We start from the raw sequence: 26,279 nt of genomic DNA on the forward strand, positions 1-26,279 counted from the left end.
GCTCGGCGTGCCGGAACGTGCCGGCGACGGTCCCGTCGGTGCCCGAAGCCAGGACTAGAGGCCCTCCCCGTCCTCGGCGGCGATGCAGCCCTCGGCGCCCTGGAGGGGGTAGTTACCCGCGACGAACAGGGCGAGGCGCCCCTCGGGGTCCCGGAGGACGTCGTACTCGGGGAACGCGCCACGGTCGACGGCGTCGGCGAACCCGTCGAGGAAGTCGTCGGGGATGGTGTGGACCAGCCCCCAGCCGATGTCGGCCCTGGCGGCCAGCCGCTCCGCCGGGTCGACATCCTCCGGCTGCTCTCCGGCGTCGGTCGTACACCGGTTTCCCGACGGGGAGGGGGATGGCTGTCGGCTCCGGAGGCCGAGCCGCCCACGCCGGGACGGACGGACCGCTACCCCGAGGACGGCCTCCAGCAGGAACGAGGCGAGGAGCATACAGACCGCGCCGAACAGCAGCTTCAGGCCGTCTGAGAGGCGGCCGTCGTTGCGCAGCGGCTCCGCGCGGTCACGGAACGGTGGGAGCCGATCGACCAGTCGCCAAACCCGTGACTCACCACGTCCGTCGGCGTGGCCCCCCTCGTCGTCCTCGCGCCACTGCTTCCCGGGGCGGAGTCCGAGCGAGCCGACGCCCAGCGTCAGGAGGCCAACGACGAACGGGCCCCAGTTCACCCCGACGAGGTCGCCGCCGAACAGCAGGCTGACGGGCAGGAACACCGCCGACCAGACGGCCGTCAGCACGACCGCGTAGCGGGCGTCGGCCGCAGCCCGAGCGCGTCACAGGCGGCGATAGCCAGGACACGAGATTGATTCTTGCGGGCTCGGGGCCGGCACTCACCCGTCGAACGGGAGTTCCGGCTCGTGGCCGACGGCCTCGACGACCAGGTCCAGCACTCCGCTCACGTTCTCGTCCTCGGTGACGCTCATGTAGGCGTCCGCCTCGATGCCGCGCGAGCGGTCGCTCTTGTTGCAGACGGTGACGATGGGGACCGCGTCCTCGTCCGCGGCGGCCGCGCCGGCGAAGCGCTCGCGGAGCTCGTCACGGAGTTCGAGCTGTGCGCCGATGGGGTAGCCGCAGTCGCCGCTCGCGTCGAGGACGAACAGGACGGCGTCGGCGAGATGGGTCAGCGCGCTGACGGCCTGCTGCTCGATGGCGTTGCGCTCGTCGGCGGGCTGGTCGAGCAGCCCGGGCGTATCGACGAGCTGGTAGCGGATGCGCTCCCGGGTGAGGTGGCCGACCCGGATCTGCGTCGTCGTGAACGGGTAGCTCGCCGTCTCGTTGCGCGCGTTCGTCACGTGGTTGACGAACGAGGACTTGCCGACGTTGGGGTAGCCCGCGACGACGATGGCGGGCTCGTCGGCCCGGATGTCGGGCAGCGTCTTCAGCGCCTCCCGGGCCTCGCCGAGCGCGAGCAGGTCGTCCTCGACCTCGTCACAGATGTCGGCAAAGCGGGCGAACGCCTGCTTGCGGACCTTCCGCGCGGTGTCGGGGCCCGACCGGCGGATGCGGCCCTGATACTCGCTCCGGAGCTCGTCGATCTGGCGGCTGGCCCAGCCGACCTCGGAGAGGTTCTGGCGCAGCGCGTCCACGCCGGGAACCCCCTCCGTGTCCCGGCAGACGGCGTCGGCCAGCTCCCGGTAGAACGGGTCCACGGTGTCGAAGTCCGGCCAGTTCGTGACGACGTTCTCCAGGTTGTCGCTGAGGATGTTGGCCGCGGTGATGAGCATCGACTCCTGGGCCTCGATGCCCTCCTTCGCGCGGCCCGCACGCGCCGCTCGGGAGAACGCCTTGTCGACGAGCTCCCCCGAGCGAGGGACGGTCTGCAGGGCTTCGAATGCGGGCATCGCTGGTTACGAGTGGTATTCGGGCGGCGGGGATAAACGCGTCCGTTCGCGGAGCCGACGGGTCGGGGCCGGATATCCGCCGGGACGCCGGGATCCAGTGCGAGCGCTCCCGATATGTGAGACATCGGGCGGACACGCCGGAAGACGGGGCCGGGTCCGCGATTCCGCCGGGCCTCGGCCGGGCGGCCCCGACCGTGACGCCGGAGGTCCGGGCCGGTGCCGGCGGGCCGGGCCCCCGTCCGTCAGGCTAAAGCGCCCACCCACCCCATAACGCCGTAATGACCGCACAGACCGCCCAGGCGCGCGACCTCGCGACCGTCATCGGGCTGGAGGTGCACGTCCAGCTCGAGACGGACACGAAGATCTTCTGTGGCTGTTCGACCGAGCCGGCCGACGAGCCCAACAGCCGGACCTGCCCGGTCTGTCTCGGGCTGCCCGGCGCACTGCCGGTGTTGAACGAGGCGGCCGTCGAGGCCGCGGTGAAGGTGGGCAAGGCCATCGACGCGGACATCCCGGTGGAGACCCGGTTCCACCGGAAGAACTACTACTACCCCGACCTCCCGAAGGACTTCCAGATCACGCAGTACGACGCCCCCATCTGCCAGGACGGCCGGCTGGAGTTCTCCGTCGAGGGCGAGGACCGCGCGGTCGCCATCCGGCGGGCCCATCTGGAGGAGGACCCCGGCAGTCTCCAGCACGTCGGCGGCGACATCGACACGGCGGACTACACGCTCGTCGACTACAACCGCGCCGGAACGCCACTGATGGAGATCGTCACGGAGCCGGACTTCCGGTCGCCCGGCGAGGTCCGGGCGTTCCTCGCGAAGCTGGAGGAGGTGCTGGAGTATCTGGGCGTGTTCGACGCGACCCGGGACGGCTCCCTGCGCGTGGACGCCAACCTCTCGATGGTCGACGCCGACGCGGTCGCCGACGACGGCGCCATCGACGGGTCGACGCTCGAATCCGCCAACCGGACGGAGGTGAAGAACATCTCCAGTCACAAGGGCGCGGAGCAGGCGCTGGCCTACGAGCAGTCCCGGCAGAAGAACGCCATCCAGCGCGGTGCCGACGTCGCCCAGGAGACCCGCCACTGGGACGAGTCCAAGGGCGTCACCCTCTCGATGCGGACCAAGGAGGAGGAGAAGGACTACCGCTACTTCCGGGAGGCGGACCTGCCGCCGCTCCGCGTGGCCGACTGGAAGAAGCGCATCGCCATCCCCGAGCTGCCGGCGGCCCGGCGCGAGCGGTTCCGCGAGGCGTACGGCCTCTCGCGGGAGGCCGCCGACAAGCTGACCTCGACGAAACAGGTGGCGGACTTCTTCGAGGAGGTGGCCGAGGCGTTCGACCCGGGGCTGGCGGCCACCTGGGTCGCCGACGAGCTACTGGGCGAACTCAACTACCGGGACATGCACGTCACGGACGTCGAGGGGCGGCTGGACGAGGTGACGCGGCTGGTCGAGCTCGTCGCGACCGACGAGATCACGGCCAAGAACGCCCACGAGACGGTGCTGCGCGGGATGCTCGACGGGGGCGAGGACCCGGACACCATCGTCGAGCGCGAGGGGCTCGGCAAGACCGGCGACGACGAGGTCGCCGACGCGGTCCGGGACGCCATCGAGGCGAACCCGGACGCCGTCGCGGACTTCCACGCCGGTGAGGACGGCGCGCTCAACTTCCTCGTCGGCCAGGTGATGCAGTCCACGGGCGGGAGCGCCGACCCGGGGACGGTCAACGAACTCCTGCGCGAGGCGCTGGCCGGGGACTGACCGCCCGGTCCCCGACCGCCGCCCGTGACCCGCCGCAGGAATCGTCCCGACCGACAGCACCGGCCGATGCCGCAACCGGCGATCGCTGGATGACGTTATCCAGCGATGCGCGGATACGTCCCTCAGACGGGGCTGACGGGGCGTTCCGTGTCACTCCGGGTCGTTTTATGCTCGGCTCGTCCTCAAAGTTTAAACCGTCGGCGTCGCAACCTCCGCTGATGTCCGAACTTCTGTCCTCCGACACGGACACCGAGGTCGGGTCGGGGGATGTAGCGGACGAGGCGGACGGGCGGGAGGAGGGGGAACTCCAGACGATGTGGCTCGACTCCGACGAGGCCGGGGACCTGCTGTCGTCGCTGGCCTCGGATACCGCACGGTCGGTCCTCACATCGCTCCACGAGGAACCGGCGACCGCCTCCGAGGTCGCCGACCGGGTCGACACCTCGCTTCAGAACGCCCGCCACCATCTCAACAGCCTCCAGGAGGCGGATCTGGTGGAGGTCCGCGAGACACGCTACTCCTCGAAGGGACGCGAGATGAGCGTGTACGCGCCCGCCAGCGACCCGACGGTCGTCTTCGTCGGCTCCCGCGAGCACGACGGCGGGCTGCTGGACTCGCTGCGCAGCCTGCTTCCGGCCCTGACAGTCCTCGCGGTCGCGAGCCTGCTCGTCCAGTGGCTGGTCGTCCCGAGCATCGGGACCGCCGCGACCGGTGAACTCCCCCGCATCGGCGAGGGTCTCGGCGGCGGGGTCGCGCCGCTTGCCCTCCCCGTCGGCGCCGTCTTCCTGGCCGGCGGCCTGCTCGTCGCCGGCCTGGTCGTCGCCCTCTCGCGCTGGACCACCACATAGGCGGCCGAACGCTTTTCGCACTCCCACGACCCCGATTTCCCGAAGCATGAACCGCGAGACCGCCTGTCAGCTGGTGCTCGTCGCCGCGCTACTCCTGGCGCCGCTCGCACCGGTGCTCGTCGTCGACACCGCCCCACCCGAGCGGGCGTCCGCCGATGACCGGCGGGCGGTCGAGCGGCTCGAGGGGCTGCTCCGGGACGACGCCCCCTCGCCGGTCGCCGTCGACCGCGAGGTGCTGGTGACGGTCCGGCTCCGGGGGGAGGGGTCGCTGTCGGCCGACCGGCTCGACGTGCGCCGGCGGTACGTCCGGCAGGGGACTCGCCACGCCAAGGGGTACGTTCCCCTGTCGACCGTCCGGGACCTCTCCTCGGACCCGGCGGTCGGGATGGTCCGGCTACGCGCCGAGCACGCCGACCCCGGCCGGGTCGCCGCCGGGGTTCGGCGTATCGGCGCCGACCGGCTCCACGAGCGCGGACTGACGGGCGACGGCGTCACCGTCGGCATCGTCGGCGGGGGCTTCCGCATCTCCGACCCGGAGCTGGCCGGACACATCGCCGCCTACCGCTCCTTCGGCCCCGCCGGCGGGGCTGACCACGGGACGGCCGTCGCGAGCGTGGTCGCCGACACCGCGCCCGACGCCGACATCCACGCCGCCGCGGTCGGAGCCGGCACGAGCACGGCGGAGTACCGCCGCGCGGTCACGTGGCTCCGGGACTCAGGCGCCGACGTCATCGTCGACGCGGGGAGCTACTTCGGCCACGGCGACGCCGGTACCGACGGACTGGCAGCGGTCGCCCGGAACGCCTCCGGCGGGACGCTGTTCGTCACGTCGGCGGGCAACTACGCGCAGCGCCACTGGCGCGGCGTCCACGAGCCGGACGACCGTCGCTGGGTCGATTTCGAGCCGGGCGTCGAGGGGAACGCCCTCGCCGGCGGTGAGGCGTTCGCGGGCCGGGTCCGCGCCAGCCTGCAGTGGTCGCCGGCGCCCGGGAACGCCACGGCCAATGCCAGCGAAGGGCGGAACGCGACGGGTACCACGGGTGACGCGCCGAACACGACCACGGGCGAGTACGAACTCCACCTGTTCCGCCGGGGCGCGGGCGGCCAGCGTCTCGTCACCTCGGTCGCCCCGGCGGGCAACGGGTCCAGCGTCTACCTCGACGCCACCGTCCCCCGGGGGCGGTACTACCTGGCCGTGGCGGCCGACAACGTCTCGACGCCACACCGGCTGGAGCTGTTCGCCACCCGTGACCTCCGCCACCGGACGGGGAACGGGAGCCTGGCGGTCCCCGCGAGCCAGCCCGGCGTGCTCGCCGTCGGGGTCTACGACTACGGGGCCGAGTCGGTCGCCCCGTTCAGCTCGCGCGGCCCCGCCGGGAACCGGACCGGCGTCGACGTGGTCGCCCCGGACGCGGTGGTCGCGCCCGGGACGGGCGCGACGGGAGGCACCTCCTTCGCCGCGCCGTACGTGGCCGGGACCGCCGCCCTGCTGGTCGACGGGCACCCGAACGCGACCGCGACCGAACTCCGGTCGGTGCTGACCGCGAGCGCCCGCGACGTGGCCGCGACCGGTCCCGACCCGGCCACCGGGGCGGGACTGCTCGACGCCCGCGCCGCGGCGGCGGCGGCCGACACCCGGTTCGCCGGCGCGAACGACACGGCCGTCGGTACGGCTCAAGCCGAAGTCGACGGGGCGACCCGGGACGCGGCCGATGACGGGAACCACACCGACGCGTCGGGGTCAGCCCCGGAGACCGGGACGGCGACGACGGCGACCCCGGTCGAATCGACCCGGGCGCTCCCCGCCGTCCGGCGATAGCCGGCCGCCCGATTCGGGGTCGGAGCGGTATCGTCGCTGGCCACGCGACGGCCGAACGTTCATACTCGCGCCCCACCCACACCAGCCTGTGCCACCGACGGTCGTGCATGCGGCGCTCGGCGTCATCCTGGCAGCGGCGGTCCTCGGCCCCGCGTTCGACCGGCGGACCGCGGTCGTCGCCGCACTCGCGGGCGCGGCGCCGGACCTCGACGCCGTCATCGGGCTGCTCGCGGTGCCCGGCGGGTTGCCGGTCCCGGAGAGCACCCACGGCGCCGTCCTCCACTCGGTGTTCCTCCCCGGCCTCGCCGCGTTCGCGGTCTACGTCGACGCGCGCCGTGGCCGCCGCTTCCGGGGCCGGTACGGCTCCGCTGGGGTGCGTCTGGCGTGGGTCGCGGTACTCGTCTACGCCGTCGTCGGCATCGGGCTGGACCTGTTCAATATCGCGGCGGCGAACCCGCTCTGGCCCCTTCACGACATGTTCTACGGCATCATCGGGCAGATCCAGTTCACCAATCAGGAGCTGTTCGTCCAGACGTACGTCCGGTTCGACGTCGACGGCCACGCGGTGTACGTCGGCCAGCAGGGCGACACCGGGAGCCGGTTCCTCCGGTCGCCGTTCAACCCGACCCGGGGGCCGGACGGGGACGTCGAGCGGACCTTCGCCGTCGTGGATTCGGGCTGGCAGTTGCTCGTGCTGGCCAGCGCGCCGGCCATCGGGTGGACCGCCGCCCGCTCCGGCGTGCCGGCGGCCGTGACGGCCGGGGATGCGGCCGACGGGACGGACGCCGACGCCTCCGCCCCCGCGACCGAGGAGGGGCCTGCGCCGACCGACGACTGACCGGCGACCGTCGCGGCAGTGGCCAACGCTGAAGCCGTCCCCGGCCGGACGGTCGGTATGGCGCTGTTCCCCCGTGAACTCCGGACCGAGCGGCTCTACCTCCGTGCCGCCACGCCCGAGACCGTCGACCCGCTGACGCTGTACCAGCACTGCAGCCGCGACGCGCCCGGCATCGACGATCTGACGCGGTATCTCACCTGGGACCCCCACGAGACGCCCAAGGCAACCCACGACTTCCTGACCGACTGCGAGACGGCGTTCGCCGAGGGCGAGGCCGCGAACTACGTCGTCACTCCCCGCGAGGCCCCCGACGAGGTGGCCGGGATGACCGGGCTCAGGCCGGACTGGGAGCACGACCGGGCCGAGATGGGGCTCTGGCTCCGCCCCGCGCACCAGGGGAACGGCTACGCGGCCGAGCGGGCCCGGGCGCTGGCCCGGGTCGCCTTCGACCGGCTGGACTGTGGCACCCTCGTCGTGACGGTCAACGTCGACAACGAGCCGTCGCTCCGGGCCGTCCGGGGCTACATGGACGATCTCGGCGGGCGCGAGGAGGGGACGCTCCGGGCGTTCATGCGCTACGAGGGTGGAGAGGTCGTCGACGTGGTGCGGTTCTCCGTGACGCAGTCCGAGTGGGCCGCGGCGACCGGGGCGCCGCCCGTGTCGGACCTGGTCGTCGACTGAGCGGGCGTGCCCGCACCTCGCCGCGGCCGGGACGGCCGGAAGCTACTTTCGACCCCCGCGACCATCGCTGACCGTTATGTCTGTCTCAGTTGGCGACCGCGAGGTCCCGCTCGCCGTCGGCGCCGTCGCCGGTGCGGCCGCGGAGTTGGTCGGCTACGTGCTCGTGTTCGTCCTCACCTCCGGCAGCCTCCGCGACAGCGGGCTCCGACAGGTGTTCGACGCGCTCGGCGGTGACCTCCCGACGTGGAGGGCGGTCGGCTGGGTGTTCTTCAACGCCCACTTCGTCGAGACGCAGTTCGACCTCGGCGTCCTCGGCAGCAGCACGGGCAGCTTCGTCGGCGGTGAGGACGGCTTCACCGCCCTGCTCTACGTCATCCCGCCGCTGCTACTGATCGCGGCCGGGCTCGCGGTCGGCCAGTACGGGGACATCGACGAGCCGGCCGAGGCGCTGCTGGGCGTCGTCGGCGTCGTCATGGGCTATCTCGTCCTCGTCGTCGTCGACCTGGTGGCCTTCCAGGCGGGCGGCGGCGACGCCGGCCCGGTCATCGCCACGGGGGTCCTGCTCGCCGGCCTCGTCTACCCGTTCGTGTTCGGCACCATCGGCGGGCTCATCGCGACGGTCACCGACTGACGGCTCACAGCTCCCGCGCGACCAGGTCCCCCCACGGCTCGAAGCCGTGGCGGTCGTAGAAGGCCCGCGCCCGCCCGTTCGCCGTGTCCACGTCCAGCAGCAGCCGGTCCAGCGGGAGGGCCTGTCCCCGGGCGTGTGCCAGTGCCCCCTCGAGGAGCTCGTCGGCCAGCCCGGTCCCCCGGTGCGGCGGGGCGACCCACAGCTCGTTCAGTACGGCCGCGTCCCAGACGAAGTCGAGGCGCTCGGGCAGGAGGAAGGCGTAGCCGGCCAGTGGGGCCGTCTCGTCCGGGCCCTCCGCGCCGTCGCCCTCGGCCACCAGCACGCAGCCCGCGTCGTCGTCGACGCACCGGCGCACCCAGTCGAGCCAGTCCTCGCGGTATGACGGGGTCAGCTTCCCGGCGTACGCGGCCTCCTTCCCGTCGTCGCCGGCCGCCCCGAGCCCGAGCTCGAACGCGCGCTTGGCCGCCCAGAGCCCGTCGACGTCCCGGGACGGGTCGTACGGGCGGACCGCCGGCGACGGCTCGTCGGTCATGGGTCCCCCCTGTCCTCGGTGTCGGGCGGCGGCTCCCCGCCCGAGTCGGTTCCCGGGCCCCCGCCGTCCGTCGTCGACCCCTCGACGCGCCGGACCGCCGGTCGCGGGGCGTCCGCGCCCGCCCTGTCGGCCGGCGGGGCGTCCGGCCCGTCGGGCGCGAGGCGGAAGCGGGCGGCCAGGCCGACGACGCTCCCGAGGACGAGCAGAAGCTGCCAGCCCCGGAAGACGACCGGGAAGACCCGCCGCGTGTCCGGTGACTCAGCACCCTCGTCGGGGTTGACGCCGCTCCCGACGCGGTAGTCATCCGTCGACCCCTGGGCCCCGACGTCGACACGGGTGCCACCACTGCCGCCGCCCCCGCCGGGCTCCGGGGTGGCCGTCTCGAACTCCACGAACGACTGCTGGGGGCCGGCCCGCGTGGAGACGTTGGCGGCGCCGTCGAACGCGTAGAACTGGTCGTGGAGCGGGTAGAGCAGGTTCACGCCGTTCGGGTTCGTCATGTCCAGGCCGATGGCCGAGACGACCACCGCGGCGATGGTGGCCCACGCGACCCGGACGCCGCGGTCGCCGTAGCGTTCCCGGACGAGGGAGCGCTCGCTCAGCCGGGTCTCCGCGTAGAGGTAGACCGCCGCGAACAGCGGGATGAGCGCGGTGTGGAACAGCGCCCGGTGGGTCGACTCCAGGATGAGGCTCGTGGCCGCGTCCAGGTCGACGACGACCACGGCCGCGGCGACGACGAGCAGGGCCCGACGGTCGAGGTACGGTCCCGACACGGCCGCTGCGACGAGGAGCCCGAACGCGACGTGGACGACCGTCGAGGGCACACTGGGAGAGGGTGACGAGCGGACAAAGCCGTTTCGCCGGCCCGACCGGCGCTACCGGCGACCCTTCCCCCCGAGCCCGGGGATGGCCACCCGCCCCTCGACGTAGCTCATCACCGCCGACGCCGAGATCACCAGCGCGATGTAGAACAGCGCCGCGACGGTGTAGACCTCCACGAAGCGGTAGGTCGCGTTGCCGATCTCCTCGGCCCGGAAGAAGAGCTCCCGGACCGTGATGAAGCTCGCCAGCGAGGAGTACTTGATGAGGTAGACCAGCTCGTTCGACCAGCCGGGGATAGCAAAGCGCAGCCCCTGCGGGAGCACGACGTGACGGATGGCGTCGACCTTCGAGAGGCCGATGGCGCGCCCGGCTGTGAGCTGGCCGCTGTCGACCGAGAGCAGCGCCGACCGGATATACTCCGACTGGTAGGCCGCGGAGTTGATGGTGAAGCCGATGAGCGCCACGACGACCGCCGTGTCCGGCAGGACGGCGACGCCGACGCCGGGCACCTCGCGGACGTACTGGGTGAGGCCCAGGCCGAAGTAGAGGACGAACAGCTGCGCCAGCAGCGGCGTCCCGCGGATGAGCTCGGTGACGGCCAGGGCCGGATAGCGGGCCGCCCGACCGCCGTAGACGCGGGCCACGCTCAGCGGCACCGCGAGCACCAGCCCGGCGAGGATGGAGACGACGGTGAGGACGATGGTGGCCCAGGCGCCCGCCGCCAGCTGCGGGAGCGCCTCGACGCCGAGGGCCACGAAGTCCATCCCGCCGGCGAGCCAGTCGAGCAGGCCCGCGACCGGCGCCGGGGCGCCGGCCCCGCGGAGGGTCGTCCCCGCTGCGACGAGCGACGCCGTCGGGAAGAACGTCTCCCGGGCGGTGACGTTGAGCTCGGGGGCGAGGACCCAGTCGTGGACCCATCGGACGACCAGCCACGCCCAGAACGGGCCCAGAACGGCGTAGAACAGGGGCCGCCGGCCCAGTTCGACGCCGACGCTGCCGCGGGCGGTCGCCGGCTCCCCGGGCTCGTCGGCGGCCTCCGTGCTCACTGCTCCCCCCCGTGGAGGCTGGTGAGCCGTTCGAGGAACTCGCCGGTCCGCTCGTTCGCGGGCGACTCGAACAGCCGTGCCGGCGGCCCGCGCTCGACGACCTGGCCCCCGTCGAGGAAGGAGACCGTGGAGGCGGCCGACCGGGCGAAGCCCATCTCGTGGGTGACACACAGCATCGTCATCCCCTCCTCGGCGAGGTCGCGCATCACCGCGAGCACGTCGCCGATGAGCTCGGGGTCGAGCGCGCTGGTCGGCTCGTCGAACAGCATCAGCTCCGGGTCCATCGCCAGCGCGCGGGCGATACCGACGCGCTGCTTCTGGCCGCCCGACAGCTCGGCGGGGTAGGAGTCGGCCTGGTCGGCCAGCCCGACCCGCTCCAGCTGGGCCATCGCCTCCGTGCGGGCCTCCTCCCGCGGGTAGTCGAGCACCTCCTCCAGCCCGAGGGTGACGTTGCCCAGCGCGGTCCGGTGGGCGAACAGGTTGAAGTCCTGGAACACCATCCCGACGCGGCGTCGGAGGTCGTTCACGTCCGTATCCGGGGTGGTGATGGCCTCGCCGTCGAGGTAGATGGTGCCGGCGTCGACCTCCGTCAGCCGGTTCACACAGCGCAGCATCGTCGATTTGCCGCTGCCGGAGGGACCGATGACGACCTCCACGTCGCCACGGTCCATCTCGAAGGAGATGCCCCGCAGCACCTCCTCGGCACCGTAGGACTGCCGGACGTCCTCGAAGCGGAGCAGGCTCATCGTTCACCCCCAGAGTCCGGAACGGCGAAGCGCCGGCCCAGGTAGTCCAACCCCTGGTTGGTGGCGACCGTCAGCACGAAGTAGACCAGCGACACCGCGAGGACGACCTCCAGGATGGCGGTCGACTGCCCGGTCTGGGTGAACAGGTTGAACCCCCGCGTCAGTAGCTCCGCCAGCCCGATGAAGAAGGCCACGCTGGTGTCCTTGAGGACGATGGTGAACTCGTTCTGGAACCCCGGGATCGACCGCCGGAGCGCCTGCGGCACGATGACGTGGCGGATGGCCTCGACCTGGCTCATCCCGACCGAGCGGGCCGCCTCCATCTGCCCCTCGCTCACGCTCTGGATGGCGCCGCGGAAGATCTGCGACTGGTAGGCGGCGCTCCGCAGCCCAAGCCCCAGCGTCGCGGCCTCGAACGCGCCCACGTTCACCGGGTTGACGAAGAAGGTGAACGCGAGGATGACCAGCAGCGGTGTTCCCCGGAAGAGGACGCCGAGCCGGCTCACCGCGCCCACGACCGCTCCGCTGCCGTACACCTCGATGATGCCGGCCGGGAGCCCCGCCAGCAGGCCGAGCAGGACGCTCGTCAGGGTCAGCGCGACCGTGATGCCGGCGCCCAGCAGCAGGAACTCCGCGTTCCGGAGCACGAACGCCCAGTCGCCGGCCTGCAGGACGACGCCGAGGCCGACCTCCCCGACGGCCAACGCGACCACGGTCGTCATCGACTCAGTTCTCGCGGACGATGATCGACTGGTCGGCGCTGTAGTACGGGTCCGAGAAGTCGATGGTCTCGTCGCGGTCCTCGGTGATGGTCATCGCCGCGGCGATGGCGTCGATCTTCTCGTCGCGGAGTGACGGGATGAGCGCGTCGAACTCGAACTCCTGCCAGCCGCCGAACTGGTACTCCGTCTCGGCGACGATGGCCTCGAACAGCTCCACGTCGAAACCCGTCAGCTCGCCGCCCTCCTTGATCTCGAACGGCGGGAACCCCGGCGCGGTCCCGGCGACGATCTCCGGCCCGTCGGCCCCGTCGTCGCCGCTGCTGTCGACGCTCCTGCTGCCGCCGTCCCCCTCGCCGAACCACCCGTTGCGGAGCTCCTCGTAGGTCCCGTTGTCCCGGACGGCCTGGAGCCCCTCGTTGAGGGCCTGCTGGCGGTCGCTGTCGCCCTCGCGAACGCCGAAGCCGTACATCTCGCCCGTCTCGTAGATGAACGACACCAGGACGCTGCGCTGGGACTCGAAGGTCGCACCGACCGGCTCGTCCAGCACGATGGCGTCGATGTTGCCGTTCTCCAGGTCCTGCACCGCCAGCGTGTAGCTGTCGTAGGCGTTGTAGTTGGACTCCTCGAGTTCGCCCGCGTCGATGAGCTGCTCCTGGATGACGCTCTCCCCGGTGGTCCCCTTCTGTGCCCCGATGGGGTGCCCCGAGAGGTCGTCGAGCGACCCCGGCATGAACCCGCCGTCGCCACCGTCCCCGCCGTCGCCGGTACAGCCCGCGAGCGCGACGACACCCCCCGCAGCGACTGCTTTCAGATACGAACGCCGGTCGGTATCCCCGTCGGTAGGCATGGCTATGTATACCCATATCTCTTGTTAGTAGCTTTCCCTTCGGTAACGGTTCGCGGGATTCGACGGGTCCCCGGAAGCTGGTGGCACGAAGCCGGCTGAAAGCCGGCCAGAACTGGGCGTTCGTCCGGTCCCTCGTCCCACCTGCCGTGGACCCTCGAGGGGCCCGCGACCACCCCTCGTCGACGCCCGATGCCGCGGAGGACGGGTCGCTGCGCCTCCGGCGGGCCCGCGCCATGCCGAGCCGAGAGCGGTGCGGGCCCGCCATCCGCGGAGTCGCCGTCGCCGGGTTCAAGACCGGTCCCCGCCTGCATCCGATAATGGACTGGACGGAGCGATACCGGCCGACGGCGCTGTCGGAGGTCCGGGGCAACGACAAGGCCCGGGACGCGCTCCGGGAGTGGGCCGAGACGTGGGACGACCACGGCGAGGCGGTGGTCCTCTACGGCGCCCCTGGGGTCGGGAAGACCAGCGCCGCGCACGCGCTCGCGAACGACATGGGCTGGTCGGTGATGGAGCTGAACGCCTCGGACTCCCGGACCCGCGACCGGATCGAACGCGTCGCCGGCGGCGCCGCGATGAACCAGTCGCTCACCTCGACGGGGCGCCAGCTGGTCGTCCTCGACGAGGCGGACAACCTCCACCAGCACAAGGACCGCGGCGGCGCCAGCGCGATGACCAGCCTGGTCAAGGCGGCCAACCAGCCGGTCGTCCTCATCGCCAACGACTTCTACGAGATGTCCCGCGGACTCCGGGGGGCGTGCCGTGACATCGAGTTCCGTGACGTCTCCAGGCGCTCCATCCTGCCCGTGCTGCGGGACATCTGCCGGAAGGAGGACGTCGAGTACGAGAGCGAGGCGCTGGAGACCATCGCCGAGACCAACGACGGTGACCTCCGGGGTGCAATCAAGGACCTCCAGGCCGCCGCCGAGGGCCGCGACCGGGTCACGGAGGACGACGTCGCCACCGGGAGTCGCGACCGCACGCAGGACATCTTCTCCCTGTTGGACGCCGTGCTTAAGGAGGAGTCCCCGGAGGCGGCGCTCCGGACGGCCTACGACACGGACGAGACGCCCGACGACCTGCTCCAGTGGGTCGAGGACAAGGTCCCGAAGGTGTACGAGGGCGACGAGATCGCCGACGCCTACGGCTACCTCGCGAAGGCGGACTGCTGGCTCGGGCGTGTGCGTGCGACCCAGAACTACACCTACTGGCGCTACGCGACCGATAACATCGCCGCCGGGGTGGCCGCGGCCCGACAGCGCGACCGGGACGGCTGGACCCGCTACGGCGGCGCACCCTACCGCTCCACACGGGACTCGACCCGGGACTACGTCGCCGAACGCATCGCCGAGTCCGCCGGCGTCTCGACGGCGACCGCCCGCCGGGAGATCATGCCCTTCCTCGCGGTGATGACCCACCACTGCACCAACCGCGAGCTGACCGTGCGGATGGCCGCACGCTACGAGCTCGACACCGACCACGTCGCCTTCGTCACTGGCAGCGGCGAGTCGACGAACAAGGTGCAGGACATCGTCGCGGACGCCGAGGAGCTGCGCGAGCAGGCGGCCGTCGACCACTCCGGCGGCGCCTTCGCCGGCGGCGTCGCCGGGGCGGAGGCCGACGCCGAGGACGACGGCGAGCCGGAGGCCGAACAGGTCGCGAAGGCCACGCCCGGCGGTGGCGAGGAGAACGATGACAACGGGGCCGACGCGGAGGCCGCCGAGGAGGACGACCAGCAGGCCGGACTCGGGGATTTCATGTGACTCACCCCGCGGGCATTCGGAAAACCTCTCGAACACCTATCGAACGGGCGAACACGGCATCATACGAGGGAGGTACGGTAGATATACCGTGGATAACGCTATTACTCCCGGCCACTCACGCGTAGCGCCGCGATTCGACGGCCAGGGCGAGCATCCCGACGACCAGCAGGACGACCGCACCGAGCAGGACGGCACCGTTGCCGGTGGCGGTGCCGAGGACGATGCCGGACCAGCCGACGGCGCCGACGGCGTGGGCCCCGCCGACGAGGCGCTTGCCACGGGCCAGGTAGACGACGGTGCCGACCCAGAGCCCGACCGCCAGCGCGAGCGCCGACAGCGCCACCGGTCGCAGCCGGAGCGGCCCCAGCTCCACGAACGGGACGACCGGCTGCACCAGGAACAGGAGGCCGGCCAGACCGACGAACGCACCCGTCACCAGCGGCCCGGGGTCGAGGTCGCCGATCGTCACGCCGTCCATCCCGAGCGGCGCGAGCCCGTCGCCGTCGGGGTAGAGCTCCTCGTACTCCTCGTCATCGCCGCTGCCCGCACCGTCCCCGGCGCTTGCGTCCGGGGTGTCGCGCCCCTCGCCGGGGGTCACAGTAGTCGGTAGCCGCCGTCGGTCGTCCGGGTCACCTCGCCGGTGCGCTCCAGCTTCCCGAGCAGCCGGTCGACGGCCTCGGCGGGGACGCCGTGGTCGGCGGCGAACTCGCGGACGGCGGCGTCCGTGGGGGCCTCGAGTTCACGGAGTGCCGTCCGGACCGCCTCCGTCCGCGAGAGGCTCCGCCCGTCGCCCGCGGTCCGCTCGGCGGCCGCTTCGACGGCATCGGTGTCGACGCCCGACGCGTCGAGGAACTCCTCGTCGCTCATCCCCGCGGCCATCGCCTCGTCGCCGAGCCGCTCGAACCCCTCCAGGTCCCGGGCGGCACCCTCGTAGCCGCCGCGCTTGGCGAGCAGCCGCGTCCGGGCGTCCTTTGCCTCGCTCGCCGTCTCGCGGGTGACGAACTTCTTCAGCTTCTTGTGCTGGTGACGTCGCTCGCACCGCGGACAGGAGGTGGTGTCCGGCCGCCCCTCCACGACCCACAGCGCCTCGCAGTCCGAGCAGCCGACGACCGCGTACATACCCCTCTCTTGTGCCCGCTCGGTCTTGAACCCGCGGCCCGCGGGCTGGTCCGCTGCCGTCCGCCCCCGACTCAGCGACGGAGGACGCGCAGCAGCGCGATGCCACCACCGAGCAGGAGCACGAGCGCAAGCGGCGTGCCGCCGCCGGTCGACCGGAAGGCGGCGTAGGCGACGGCGACGCCGGTCGCGGCCAGCAGCCCGCTGCCGGCGGCGTGGACGCCGACCGACCGGCCGATGGCCGCCCGCCGCCCCACCTGCTCGGCCAGGCCGACCGCGTGGTCGGCGGTATCCCACGCCACCAGCCCCGCGCCGCCGGCGACGAGGAGCAGGGCGGGGTCGGCCCCCGTTGCCCCCGCGACCAGCGTCCCGGCGAGCAGGGCCACGGCCCCGGCGCCGACGGCGTCGCGACGACCCGCCCGCGTCCCGACGGCGAGCAGTCCGAGCCCGACGGCGCCGAGGAGGCCGGCGACGCCGCTCGCCAGGAGCGCCAGGGCAGCGACGACGGCGGGGAGCAGGACCGCGGGCAGTGCCGCGCGCCCGGGTCGCGGGTCGAAGCGGTCCGTCGCCGGTTCGCGCGTCGGCGGCGCCCCGCTCCCGGCGCTGCCGGCGTCGCTCATCGCGACCACCGTCGCTCGGTCCGGGCGATGGCGGTCGCGAGTGGTTCCGTACCCCAGTCGACGACTCGCAGGCCGGCCTCGCGGAGCGTCGACAGCCGTCGGTCGCGCTCGACCGCGGCCAGACGCCGCCCGGTCGACCCCTCGCCCGTCGGGTCGGGGCTCAGCACGGTGACGCGGTGGCCCTTCGCGGCCAGCCGGCGACCGAACCCGACCGGCCGGTCGTCGGTCAGCGGCGAGCACAGGAACACCTGCGCGTCCGCCGGGAGCCGTCGCTCGACTCGCCGGCGAGCGATAGTCGGCAGGAACCGTCGCTCCGGTGGCGTCGGCCGGAACGCCGCGTGTGTGCCCAGCAGCTCCCGGGCTCGCGCCCGATGTGCCGCCCCGAGGCCGGGGGCCAGCCAGCAGGCCGTCGGCCCCCAGGCCGCGAGGCCCGCGCGGTCGCCCGCGTCCAGCAGGGAGACGAGCGTCGTCCCCGCCGCCGCCACGCTCCGCTCGAGCGCCGTCGGCGCGTCGGCTCCGGGGGCCGTGTAGCTCGTCTCGCGGGTGTCGAGTACCACGACCACCGTGGCGGCCCGCTCCTCGCGGAACTGTCGGGTGGCGAACTCCCCGGTGCGGGCGAACCGGGCCCAGTCGACGCGGGCGAGTGGGTCCCCCCGGCGGTACTCCCGGACGGCGTGGAACTCCGTCCCCGACCCGCCGATATCGGTCGTGACGCGGCCGGCGAGGCCGGTCGTCTGTGGCGGGAGCGGTACCCGCGCCCCGGCACCCAGCTCGGGCGTGCAGGCGAGGGCATCCGTGTTCACGGTCGATTCGCCGCCGTCGGTCGCCGCGCCGTCCGGCGGCGCCGCGGGCACCGAGCGCTCCCGCTCGACGGTGCCGGTGAACCCGCGCAGCAGGACCGTCGCCGGCCCGAACGCGTGCCGGCCGCGGCTCGCCCGGACGGCGTAGGAGAAGGTCGCGCGCTTGCCCGGCCGCAGCGCGGTCGCGTGGCGCGGGGTGCCCTCGGCGACGGTCAGTCCCCCCGGGACGCCATCGACGACCCGCACGTCGGGCAGGAGCGAGTCGCCGACGTTCTCGACGGTCACGGTCACCCGAACCTGTTCGCCGGGGTCGGCCCGCTCGCTCGCCACCGTCCGTTCGACGGCGACCGCGCCGGCGGGCGGCCCGGCGGCGCGCGCCGCCCCCCCGAGCAGGACCCCCGCCGCGCCCGCCAGGACGAGCGCCGGCCGCGAGAGCAGCACGCCGAGCGCGGCTGCGAGCAGCGCGAACGCCGTCACGCCGCGCCAGCGCTCGGTGACGCGGTCGATGGGTTCGCCCGGCGTCGCCCGCCGGTCGGCCGCGCCCGGGTCGCCCAGCTGCGGGTCCGGAACCGGACTACTCACCCGCGTCACCCGGCGGCGGTACCTCGCCCTCGGCGTGGGCCGTGATGGCAGCCACCGTCCGCCGGGCCCGCCGGACGAACGCCACGTCGGGGCCGAGGGCGTCCCGCACCCGCCGTTCGAGCGACAGCCCGCGGTCCGCCGCCGGCATGAAGAAGATCGCCGCCGCGTCGTCGGTCGTCCAGGTCCCCGCCTCGAGATGGCGCCGCGCGGCCGCCTCGTCGAGCCCCCGGTCGACGAGGACCGACACCGCGAGCCCCTCCAGCCGCTCGCGGATCGCAGCCCGCTCCTCGTCCCGGCGGCTCACGCTGTGCTCGGGCAGGGCCGCCAGCCGGTCCTCGAACGCGTCGCCCGGGACGGTCGCCCGGAACCGCTGCTCGACGGCCGGGAGGTCGGCCGCCCGACCGTCGCCGCCGATGCGGCTCGCGGCGGCCGCCAGCCCCTGCAGCAGTGCCAGCGCGGCGAGCGCGACCACCAGCAGCCGGTCCGGCGTGGGGCCGAACGCGCTCGCCAGTGACGGGTCGAGGACGACAGCGACGCCGGCGATGACGGCGGCCGCGCCGGCCGCCCCGAGCAGCGACCTCACCCTCATCCGTCCCGCCCCCGGCACCCGGTCACGGGCTCGGGTCCTCCTCGACGTCGGTTCGTTCGAGCCGCCGGAGCGCGTCGGTCGCGCGCTCGGCGCGTGTCTCTGTCACCGGTCGGTCGCCGTACCGGACGGCCTCGAACAGGGCCGTCACCTCGGCCACGTCGTCGGCGTCCATCCCGGCCTCGACCGCCGCGTCGGCGAAGTCGGCGGGCGTGCTCGCCTCCGGGTTCGCCACCGGGAGGTCGGCGACCATCTCCCGCCACGCCCGGTAGACGGCGTTGTCGAGGTCGTCGCCGGCCTCGATCGCCTCGGCCGCCCGGCCCGCGGCCGCGGCGACGGCGGCCCGTTCGGCCGTCTCGGGGGCCTCCGACGGCGTCGACGTCGCGAGCGTGGTCCGCTGGTCGCCGGTCGCCCGGACGATGACCGCCACCGCACCCAGCAGGACGAGCCCCAGCGCGACCAGCAGCGCCGTCGGCGGGTCGACGGTCTGGGTCGCTGCGTCAGTCACGGCGCCCCCGCTCTGGCCCCCGGGGAGCGACGGCTCGCCCTCTCGTGTCCCCAAGCCGACCCCGGACGCCCCCGGCCGCAGCAGTCGTAGCAGCAGGTAGAGCCCGACGGCGGCGACGAGGCCGATGACCACCGCGCCCGCGATACGACGGAGGCCGTGCTCCCGGTAGAGCTCGTACATGCCGTAGACCGTGACGACGAGCAGCAGTCCGGCCAGCAGTGGGCCGAGCCACTCCGGGAGCGACGGCGCCGTGGCGTCGACGGGCTCGAAGCCGCCGCCGAGGCTGAACGTGGGTCCCGAGCCGACGCCGGCGTCGTCGCCCGATCCCGTGCCGGTCCCGCTGGCGCCGGTCGCGTCGAGCGTCGCAGCGACGCCACCCAGGGCCAGTACCGCCAGGAGCGCCAGGAGCCCACTCACGACCTGCTCGCGGTTCACGGCCCCGGGTAATCGGCCGCGGCCCTTGGACGTTCGGCACGGCCGTGCCCGCGGCCGCGACATATCCACCCGTGCCGCCGTGTGCAGTCCGTGCGCGAGGCGCTCCCGGCCGCCACCCCCGCGACCGACGCGTCACTCCGGGGTTCAGCCGCCGCTCGTCTCTATCAGCTCGATGCGGACGCCCCCGGGCGAGCGGAAGAAGGCGACCCGGAGGGGTCCGAAGTCGGTCGGCTCCATGACGAACGGGATGCCGTCGGCGGCGAGGTCGGCCGCGGCCGCGTCCACGTCGGCGACGACGTAGCCGAAGTGGAGGAACCCGGGAGGGAGCCCGTCGGTCAGCCCGGCGGCCTCGTAGGGGGCCGTCCCGAACAGGTAGACGCGCTTGTCCGCGACCGACAGCGCCGCGTAGGTGAGGTCGTCGGCCCGGTCACCGGTCCCCTCGGCGCGGTCGATGACCTCGCCGTCGAGACGGTCCCGGTAGAAGGCGACGTCACGGTCCATGTCGGTCGTCTTGATGGCGACGTGGAAGAACGACTCCGGCGTGACCATGCCGGCGTTCCAGCCGGCCCGGACATAGCCGTTCCGTCCACTCGCGCCGACCGCACGCTCAGTCCGAGCGATCGGGCGAGAGCGGGCTATCGCCGGGCTGGTGGCGGTGGCCCAGCGCGACGGCCACGGCGTGGCCCGCCAGCAGGGCCGGGAGCGCCTCCACCCGGACGGACAGCGCGACCGGGTACGCGGCCGGGAGGGCGACCGCGAGCCAGAAGGCGACCGTCCGGAGGGCGGCGACGACGCCGGCGACGGACCGTTCCAGCCCGGTACGGAGGGGGAGGGCGAAGGGGGCGAGGGGATCGGGCATACCCGTTCCTGAGCCCGGCGGCCCTATCAACCGGACGGAGACACAAACACCGGTTTGACCGACCGGCTCAGGCCACGCCGGACTGGAGGTTCTCCAGGAGCTTCCCGACGAACAGCCCCATCCGCGGGGAGAGGTCGTCCCCGTCGCGGGGGCTCGCGGGGAGGGCGCGCAGCGACTCGACGAAGTCGGCGTCGTGCTCCATCGCCGCCAGCATGTCCCGGACGTCGACGACCAGCCCCTCGTCGGCCGTGTCGAGCTCCGGATAGCGCTGGCGCTCCCAGTCGGAGTAGTCGATGGTCCAGGCGGGACCGCCGACGGCGTCGATGGCCGTCGCGACCGAGCCGACGACCAGCGGCCCGTCCTCGGTCTGGACGTACACCTGGTCGCCCTCGATGCGCGTCCCATATCTGACGCCACCCTCCTGCCCGCGCCCGTCCATTACACGCCAGTACGACACACGAGCACATCAACGTTCGCGTCGGGGGCTGACGGGCTGGATGCGGTGGGCAGGGCCGACGTGGCAGACCGCCGGCTGGCGGGGAAGCGACGGGGAAGGACGCCACCTCCAGGGCTCGAACCTGGGACCACCTCGTTAACAGCGAGGTGCTCTACCAACTGAGCTAAGGCGGCACGCAGTCGGTGATAGATTGGTCCGGTAGAAACCGCTTTCGCTTCTCCCGCACCGTGTGACCCGGCGCCACGACGGCCCGTCGGACCGCCACGCTTTCGACCGGACCGGAACAATCCGGGGACATGAGCGATGACGCGGACGCGGAGGCCGGCGCTGCCGAGGACGCGTTCGACCGGGTGGTGGCCCGGGTCCGCGAGCGGGTGGTGCCCGACGCGGACGAGCGCGCCGACATGGAGCGGGTGGCGGCGACGGTCGTCGAGCGCGCCGAGGACGCGGTCGCGGACCTGCCCGTCGAGGCGGACGTCCTCCGGGTCGGGTCGACGGCCCGCGGGACGTGGCTCTCCGGCGACCGCGACCTCGACGTCTTCGTTCGGTTCCCGCCCGACCTCGACCGCGAGGCGCTGGAGCGGTACGGGCTCGACGTGGGCCACGCCGTCCTGCCGGATGGCCACGAGGAGTACGCCGAACACCCCTACGTGAAGGGCGTCGTCGACGGGTTCGACGTGGACCTGGTGCCGTGCTACCGGCTGGACGACGCGACGGCCATCCGGTCGGCCGTCGACCGGACGCCGTTCCACACGCGCTATCTCGAGACGCGGCTGGACGAGGCCCTGGCGGCCGAGGTGGTCGTCGCGAAGGCGTTTCTGAAGGGGATCGGCGCCTACGGCTCGGACCTCCGGACGCAGGGGTTCTCGGGCTACCTGACGGAACTGCTCGTGCTGGAGTACGGCGGCTTCCGCGGCCTCGTCGCGGCCGCGGCCGACGACTGGCGGCCACCGGTCGAACTCGACCCCGAGGGCCACGGACGGGCGTCGTTCGACGCCCCGCTCGTGGTCATCGATCCGACGGACCCCGAGCGCAACGTGGCGGCGGTCTGCGGCGCCGAGGCGGTGGCCCGGCTCGTGCACTACGCCCGCGACCTGCTGGCCGACCCCAGCGAGGCCGTCTTCGAGCCCCGGGACCCGGACCCGCTCGACGCCGCCGCCGCCCGGGCGGCCATCGACGACCGCGGCACGCACCCCGTCGCGGTCCGGTTCCGGGCGCCGGACGTGGTCGAGGACCAGCTCTACCCGCAACTCGACCGCTCGCTGGCGGGGCTGCGCGACGAACTCGACCGTCGCGGCTTCCGGCCGCTCAGAGCGGACCGGTTCGCCCAGGCGGCCGACGCGACCGACGACCCGATGGCGGCGCTGCTCGTCGAGTGCGCGGTCGCGGAGCTGCCGGCCGTCGAGCGCCACGAGGGCCCGCCGGCCGGCGTCCGGGAGCACGCCGAGGGGTTCTACGGCAAGTACGCCGCGGACGACGCCGTCTACGGCCCCTTCCTCGACGGCGACCGGTACGTCGTCGAGCGCCCCCGCGAGACCCGGACGCCCGAGGCGGTCGCCGAGACGGCGCTGCTCGACTGCTCGCTCGGACCGCAGGTGAAGGCGTCCCTGGAGGCCGGCTACGACGTGCTGGCCGGGACGGCGGTGGGCGAACTGGCCGACCCGTTCGGCCGGGAGCTGGCGACGTACTTCGACCCCGAGCCGTGATAACTCCGGTATGCTCGACGTTCTACCGTTGTCCGGGCCACAAACCGGTAATCGTGGTGTTACGCGGTCGCTCCGATGGAGAACCGAGTCGTCGGGGTTCCGAAGCCCTCGCGCTCTCACCCGGTGGGACCTGCTGCGTTCCTCGCGCGCCGGCACTCACGGGTCGGGAGCCGAGCCCCCCGAGAGGGACGGATTCGGCTCCACATTGAAGAGGGCGGGTGGTCAAGCTCCCGTCATGTACGACCGCATCCTGCTCCCGACGGACGGGAGCACGCACGCGATGACGGCGGCCGAGCACGCGCTGGCGCTCTCGCGGGCGTTCGACGCCACCATCCACGTCCTCGGCGTGGCCGACATCGACCGGGCGGCCGGGCTCTTCGATGCCGGCGGGGTGGACGAGGCGTTCCTCGAGCGGGTCCGGGCGGAGACCGGGACCGCGGTAGAGCGGACCGCCACGCTCGCGGCGGCCAATGACCCCGTCGAGACGGCCGTCGTCGATGGCGACCCGGCCGACGCCATCGCCGACTACGTGGCCGAGGCGGCCCCCGACGCCATCGTCATGGGGACGCACGGTCGGCGTGGGATCACCAGGTTCGTCGCCGGTAGCGTCACCGAGCGGGTCCTCAGGACCGCGACGGTCCCGGTGTTCACGGTCCGCTGCCCGGACGGCGAGGCGCGCGCGGAGGGGGCGGAGCCGACGGTCGGCGCGGCGGGCGAGTTCCCCACATGCGAGCGGGTCCTGCTCCCGACGGACGGGAGCGGGACCGCCGAGCGGGCCGTCGACCACGCGGTCGCCATCGCGGACGCCATAGACGGGGAACTCCACGCGCTCAACGTCGTCGACGTGGCGGCCGCCGGCGGACAGCGGGACCCCGTGCCGTCGGGAACGGCCGTCGAGGCGCTGACCGAGCAGGGGGAGGCCGCCGTCGACGCCGTCGCCGAGCGGGCCGACGACGCGGGCGTCCCGGTCGTCACGGCGGTCCGCCAGGGGTTCCCCGAGAGCCGTATCCGCACGTACGCCCGCGAGAACGGGGCGGACGTCGTCGTGATGGGGACGCATGGGCGTACCGGACTGGGGCGAGTGCTGCTGGGGAGTACCGTCGAACGGCTCGTCCGGCGCGCCGAGATGCCGGTCTGTGCGGTCCCCCCGGCCGACCGCGACGGGGTCGACGAGGGCGGACTCCCGTAGACGCATGCGCCTGTTCGTCAGCGCCGACCTCGACCCGCTCGCCGCCGCCGTCCGGGCGGTACAGGCGCCGTTCCGCGACCGGCCCGGCCTCGACCCGACGGACCCGGAGGGGGTGCACGTGACGCTGCAGTTCCTCGGCGAGACGGACCCGGCGCGACTCGACGACGTGCGGTCGGCGCTCGCCGCCGCCGTCGACGACGCCGGCGTCGGCCCGTTCACCGCGGAGATCGGCGGCTACGGCGTCTTCCCCTCGCTCGACGACATCAGCGTCGTCTGGCTCGGGGTCCGCCGGGGGCAGGCGGAACTGACGGCGCTCCACGAGTCGGTCGAGGCCCGGACGACGGACCTCGGGTTCGACCCCGAGGACCACGCCTTCACCCCGCACGCGACCGTCGCGCGGATGCGCGACGCCCGGCCGAAGACACACGTCCAGGAGGTGGTCCGCGAGCGCGAGCCCGACGTGGGTGGCATCGACATCGACGAGATTCGGCTCACCGAGAGCACCCTGACCGACACGGGGCCCGAGTACGGGACGGTCGCCCGGTTCCCGCTCTGAGGCCCGTCTGGACCCCACGCCGCACCCGCCCCGCGAGTCGGCGTTTAGGCGGGCCCAAAACATCAGTTCCGTGATAGTTATCGGGGCGGGCGGCCAAGCGCCGAGCATGGCCGAGGTCACGGCGGCCGCGCTGCTGCTCGTCTCTCTGGCGGGGCTGGTCACCGCCCTCGCCACGGGTATCGGCGCGCTCCCCTTCTTCGTCCTCGAGGAGATGAGCGACCGGCTCACCGTCGCCCTCTGGGGACTGGCCTCGGGCATCATGCTCGCCGCGTCGGGGTTCGGCCTCGTCCGCGAGGGGCTGGCCGAGGCCCGGCGGGAGCCGCATCTACTGCCGCTGGACCGTTTCGCCGGCGAGGCGGCCGTCGCGCTGGGCCTGCTGGCCGGTGTCGTCCTCGTCGTCGCGGCCCACGAGGTCGTCGCGGGGACCGAGGTGGACCCGCGACAGTACGAGGCGGCTGACGTCCGCCGACTGGTGCTCATCCTCGGGGTACTGACGGTCCACTCGTTCCCGGAGGGGGTCGCCGTCGGCGTCGCCTTCGCCGACCTGGATATCGAAGGGGTCGCGGCCCTCGGGTTCACCGTCCCGCTGCTGGCCGTGTTCATGACCGTCGCCATCTCCATCCACAACGTCCCCGAGGGGGTCGCGGTCTCCATCCCGCTGCGCGCGATGGGCGTCCCGCCTCGACGGATGGTCGGGTGGGCCGTGTTCTCCTCGCTCCCGCAGCCGATTGGCGCCGTGCTGGCGTTCTACTTCGTGCGGCTGGCCCGGGCGTTCCTCCCCGTCGGCTTCGGCTTCGCCGCCGGCGCGATGATCTACCTCGTCCTGACGGAGTTCATCCCCGAGGCGCTGGCCGAGGGCGCGGACCTCCCCGGCCGGGGCTACCGTGAACTCGTCGTCGGCGTCCTGGTCGGCGTGCTCGCGATGACCCCGCTCGCGTTCGTCTGAGCCGCGTCCGACGCGCACCCTCAAGTGCCAGCCCCGCGGACCGGGGACATGGACAGTGAGGACCCGACCGACGAGGTCCAGTATCACATCGAACTGGCGCCGGGCGACATCACGGGGCCGGTCCTCCTCCCGGGCGACCCCGAGCGCGTCCCGGTCGTCGCCGAGCAGTGGGACGAGGCCGAGTCCGTCGCGCAGCACCGCGAGTACCGCACGATGCGTGGGCGGCGGGACGGCACGCCGCTCGCGTGCACGTCGACGGGCATCGGCTCCCCGTCGGCCGCCATCGCCGCCGAGGAGCTGGCCAGCGTCGGCGCCGAGACGCTCATCCGCGTGGGCTCCTGCGGGGCCATCCAGCCGGAGGCGGGCATCGGTGACGTGGTCATCACCACCGCCGCGGTCCGCCAGGAGGGGACCAGCGACGAGTACGTCCGGCCCGACTACCCCGCCAGCGCCGACGACGAGGTGGTCACCGCCCTGGTCACCGCCTGCGAGCGGCTCGGCCACGACTACCACCTCGGCGTCACCTGCTCGACGGACTCGTTCTACGCCGGGCAGGCCCGCGACGGCCACGGCGGCTTCCGGGCCGCCGGCGCCGAGGCCCGGATGGACGAACTCCGCGAGGCGGGCGTGCTCAACTACGAGATGGAGGCCGCCGCGCTGCTGACGCTCGCCTCCATCTACGGGCTGCGCGCCGGCGCGGTCTGCACGGTGTTCGCCAACCGGGCCACCGGGGAGTTCCGCACCGAGGGGGAGGGGAAAGCCGCCGAGGTCGCCAGCGAGGCTGCGGTCGTCCTCGACGGGATGGACCGGGTCAAGCGGGAGGCGGGCGTCGACCACTGGCACGCCGGGCTGTCGCTGGACGGATGAGTATCGGAGGGCCCCCGTCGGGACCCATGGGGATGGTTCGGGAAGGCCCGAAAGCGGTCGGAGCGGTCGGAACGGGCATCCCTGGCGGGAGACGACAGTTAAGCCGAGAGCCCGTCAGTCTCGCCGGGTACGGCAACGGAGAACGAGGG

At 73.3% G+C, this 26,279-nt stretch carries 29 protein-coding genes, 1 tRNA gene and 1 pseudogene; 12 read left to right on the forward strand and 19 right to left on the reverse strand.

Annotation, left to right across the window (positions count from 1 at the left end):
- Positions 1-54 precede the first annotated feature (54 nt).
- The 3 genes and pseudogenes from DP107_RS21650 to DP107_RS04050 form a co-directional block, all read right to left on the reverse strand.
- Positions 55-417 (reverse strand): DUF7529 family protein, encoded by a 363-nt coding sequence (locus DP107_RS21650; protein ID WP_449405190.1) that lies wholly within the window; start codon positions 415-417, stop codon positions 55-57.
- Positions 406-756: pseudogene (locus DP107_RS21655) on the reverse strand (DUF7555 family protein); the annotation flags it as partial. The gene DP107_RS21650 and the pseudogene DP107_RS21655, both read right to left, overlap by 12 nt.
- 75 nt (positions 757-831) lie before the next feature.
- Positions 832-1,842 carry an NOG1 family protein gene (locus DP107_RS04050; RefSeq protein WP_144260878.1) on the reverse strand — a complete coding sequence of 337 codons (1,011 nt, stop codon included), beginning with the start codon at positions 1,840-1,842 and terminating at the stop codon, positions 832-834.
- A 278-nt stretch (positions 1,843-2,120) separates the two neighbouring features.
- Between DP107_RS04050 and gatB the strand changes: the two genes are divergently transcribed.
- The 6 genes from gatB (at position 2,121) to DP107_RS04080 (ending at position 8,425) form a co-directional block, all read left to right on the forward strand.
- A complete protein-coding gene (gatB, locus tag DP107_RS04055) occupies positions 2,121-3,608 on the forward strand; it encodes an Asp-tRNA(Asn)/Glu-tRNA(Gln) amidotransferase subunit GatB (RefSeq protein ID WP_144260879.1) in 1,488 nt (495 codons plus the stop codon).
- 218 nt (positions 3,609-3,826) lie between these two features.
- Positions 3,827-4,456, forward strand: a complete 630-nt coding sequence (locus tag DP107_RS04060) for an ArsR/SmtB family transcription factor (RefSeq protein ID WP_144260880.1) — start codon at positions 3,827-3,829, stop codon at positions 4,454-4,456.
- 46 nt (positions 4,457-4,502) lie between these two features.
- On the forward strand, positions 4,503-6,275 hold the full coding sequence (locus DP107_RS04065) for a S8 family serine peptidase (protein ID WP_144260881.1): 1,773 nt from the start codon (positions 4,503-4,505) through the stop codon (positions 6,273-6,275).
- Positions 6,276-6,363: 88 nt separating this feature from the next.
- Positions 6,364-7,113, forward strand: a complete 750-nt coding sequence (locus tag DP107_RS04070) for a metal-dependent hydrolase (protein ID WP_185977162.1) — start codon at positions 6,364-6,366, stop codon at positions 7,111-7,113.
- Positions 7,114-7,170: 57 nt separating this feature from the next.
- On the forward strand, positions 7,171-7,794 hold the full coding sequence (locus DP107_RS04075; RefSeq protein ID WP_202877339.1) for a GNAT family N-acetyltransferase: 624 nt from the start codon (positions 7,171-7,173) through the stop codon (positions 7,792-7,794).
- A 76-nt stretch (positions 7,795-7,870) separates the two neighbouring features.
- Complete coding sequence (locus DP107_RS04080) at positions 7,871-8,425, forward strand: hypothetical protein (protein ID WP_144260883.1); 555 nt, start codon at positions 7,871-7,873, stop codon at positions 8,423-8,425.
- Between the two features lie 4 nt (positions 8,426-8,429).
- On the opposite strand, the gene DP107_RS04085 is transcribed toward DP107_RS04080, so the two are convergent.
- Genes DP107_RS04085 through DP107_RS21365 form a run of 6 tightly spaced genes read right to left on the reverse strand, consistent with a single transcriptional unit; the run spans position 8,430 to position 13,140 of the window.
- Positions 8,430-8,957 (reverse strand): GNAT family N-acetyltransferase, encoded by a 528-nt coding sequence (locus DP107_RS04085; RefSeq protein ID WP_144260884.1) that lies wholly within the window; start codon positions 8,955-8,957, stop codon positions 8,430-8,432.
- Positions 8,954-9,781 (reverse strand): metal-dependent hydrolase, encoded by an 828-nt coding sequence (locus DP107_RS04090; RefSeq protein WP_144260885.1) that lies wholly within the window; start codon positions 9,779-9,781, stop codon positions 8,954-8,956. The genes DP107_RS04085 and DP107_RS04090 overlap by 4 nt, the downstream gene beginning before the upstream one ends.
- 51 nt (positions 9,782-9,832) lie before the next feature.
- Positions 9,833-10,825 (reverse strand): amino acid ABC transporter permease, encoded by a 993-nt coding sequence (locus DP107_RS04095; protein WP_394348523.1) that lies wholly within the window; start codon positions 10,823-10,825, stop codon positions 9,833-9,835.
- Positions 10,822-11,571 carry an amino acid ABC transporter ATP-binding protein gene (locus DP107_RS04100; protein ID WP_144260886.1) on the reverse strand — a complete coding sequence of 250 codons (750 nt, stop codon included), beginning with the start codon at positions 11,569-11,571 and terminating at the stop codon, positions 10,822-10,824. The genes DP107_RS04095 and DP107_RS04100 overlap by 4 nt, the downstream gene beginning before the upstream one ends.
- Positions 11,568-12,293: an amino acid ABC transporter permease gene (locus tag DP107_RS04105; RefSeq protein WP_144260887.1), complete on the reverse strand. Its 726-nt coding sequence runs from the start codon at positions 12,291-12,293 to the stop codon at positions 11,568-11,570. The genes DP107_RS04100 and DP107_RS04105 overlap by 4 nt, the downstream gene beginning before the upstream one ends.
- A 4-nt stretch (positions 12,294-12,297) precedes the next feature.
- The gene (locus DP107_RS21365; protein WP_238330770.1) at positions 12,298-13,140 is read right to left on the reverse strand and encodes a transporter substrate-binding domain-containing protein; all 843 of its coding nucleotides are present in this window, start codon (positions 13,138-13,140) and stop codon (positions 12,298-12,300) included.
- Positions 13,141-13,454: 314 nt separating this feature from the next.
- Here DP107_RS21365 and DP107_RS04115 point away from each other — a divergent pair, with 314 nt between their 5' ends.
- Positions 13,455-14,903 (forward strand): replication factor C large subunit, encoded by a 1,449-nt coding sequence (locus tag DP107_RS04115; RefSeq protein ID WP_144261253.1) that lies wholly within the window; start codon positions 13,455-13,457, stop codon positions 14,901-14,903.
- Between the two features lie 115 nt (positions 14,904-15,018).
- On the opposite strand, the gene DP107_RS04120 is transcribed toward DP107_RS04115, so the two are convergent.
- From DP107_RS04120 to DP107_RS04165, 10 genes are all read right to left on the reverse strand, one after another.
- On the reverse strand, positions 15,019-15,501 hold the full coding sequence (locus DP107_RS04120; RefSeq protein WP_238330771.1) for a hypothetical protein: 483 nt from the start codon (positions 15,499-15,501) through the stop codon (positions 15,019-15,021).
- On the reverse strand, positions 15,498-16,022 hold the full coding sequence (locus DP107_RS04125) for a DUF5817 domain-containing protein (protein ID WP_144260888.1): 525 nt from the start codon (positions 16,020-16,022) through the stop codon (positions 15,498-15,500). Before DP107_RS04125 ends, DP107_RS04120 begins: the two co-directional genes overlap by 4 nt.
- A 71-nt stretch (positions 16,023-16,093) precedes the next feature.
- Complete coding sequence (locus DP107_RS04130) at positions 16,094-16,639, reverse strand: DUF7519 family protein (protein ID WP_144260889.1); 546 nt, start codon at positions 16,637-16,639, stop codon at positions 16,094-16,096.
- A complete protein-coding gene (locus tag DP107_RS04135) occupies positions 16,636-18,021 on the reverse strand; it encodes a DUF58 domain-containing protein (RefSeq protein ID WP_238330772.1) in 1,386 nt (461 codons plus the stop codon). Before DP107_RS04135 ends, DP107_RS04130 begins: the two co-directional genes overlap by 4 nt.
- Positions 18,014-18,610: a DUF7269 family protein gene (locus DP107_RS04140; protein ID WP_185977163.1), complete on the reverse strand. Its 597-nt coding sequence runs from the start codon at positions 18,608-18,610 to the stop codon at positions 18,014-18,016. The genes DP107_RS04135 and DP107_RS04140 overlap by 8 nt, the downstream gene beginning before the upstream one ends.
- A gap of 22 nt (positions 18,611-18,632) precedes the next feature.
- Positions 18,633-19,550: a DUF4129 domain-containing protein gene (locus DP107_RS04145; RefSeq protein ID WP_185977164.1), complete on the reverse strand. Its 918-nt coding sequence runs from the start codon at positions 19,548-19,550 to the stop codon at positions 18,633-18,635.
- Positions 19,551-19,694: 144 nt separating this feature from the next.
- A complete protein-coding gene (locus DP107_RS04150; protein WP_144260892.1) occupies positions 19,695-20,099 on the reverse strand; it encodes a VOC family protein in 405 nt (134 codons plus the stop codon).
- A gap of 58 nt (positions 20,100-20,157) precedes the next feature.
- Positions 20,158-20,409 (reverse strand): hypothetical protein, encoded by a 252-nt coding sequence (locus tag DP107_RS04155; RefSeq protein ID WP_144260893.1) that lies wholly within the window; start codon positions 20,407-20,409, stop codon positions 20,158-20,160.
- A gap of 67 nt (positions 20,410-20,476) precedes the next feature.
- Positions 20,477-20,848 (reverse strand): hypothetical protein, encoded by a 372-nt coding sequence (locus tag DP107_RS04160; protein ID WP_144260894.1) that lies wholly within the window; start codon positions 20,846-20,848, stop codon positions 20,477-20,479.
- Between the two features lie 118 nt (positions 20,849-20,966).
- Positions 20,967-21,039 (reverse strand) — tRNA-Asn (locus tag DP107_RS04165).
- Between the two features lie 123 nt (positions 21,040-21,162).
- Here DP107_RS04165 and cca point away from each other — a divergent pair.
- The 5 genes from cca (at position 21,163) to DP107_RS04190 (ending at position 26,130) form a co-directional block, all read left to right on the forward strand.
- On the forward strand, positions 21,163-22,572 hold the full coding sequence (gene cca, locus DP107_RS04170; RefSeq protein ID WP_144260895.1) for a CCA tRNA nucleotidyltransferase: 1,410 nt from the start codon (positions 21,163-21,165) through the stop codon (positions 22,570-22,572).
- Positions 22,573-22,807: 235 nt separating this feature from the next.
- Positions 22,808-23,761: a universal stress protein gene (locus DP107_RS04175; RefSeq protein ID WP_144260896.1), complete on the forward strand. Its 954-nt coding sequence runs from the start codon at positions 22,808-22,810 to the stop codon at positions 23,759-23,761.
- Positions 23,762-23,765: 4 nt separating this feature from the next.
- Positions 23,766-24,317 carry an RNA 2',3'-cyclic phosphodiesterase gene (gene thpR, locus DP107_RS04180; RefSeq protein WP_144260897.1) on the forward strand — a complete coding sequence of 184 codons (552 nt, stop codon included), beginning with the start codon at positions 23,766-23,768 and terminating at the stop codon, positions 24,315-24,317.
- Positions 24,318-24,423: 106 nt separating this feature from the next.
- Positions 24,424-25,263, forward strand: a complete 840-nt coding sequence (locus DP107_RS04185; protein WP_144260898.1) for a ZIP family metal transporter — start codon at positions 24,424-24,426, stop codon at positions 25,261-25,263.
- Between the two features lie 48 nt (positions 25,264-25,311).
- Positions 25,312-26,130 (forward strand): nucleoside phosphorylase, encoded by an 819-nt coding sequence (locus tag DP107_RS04190; RefSeq protein ID WP_144260899.1) that lies wholly within the window; start codon positions 25,312-25,314, stop codon positions 26,128-26,130.
- Positions 26,131-26,279: the final 149 nt, after the last annotated feature.

It is taken from the genome of Haloglomus irregulare (assembly GCF_007421925.1).
Classification (GTDB): domain Archaea; phylum Halobacteriota; class Halobacteria; order Halobacteriales; family Haloarculaceae; genus Haloglomus; species Haloglomus irregulare.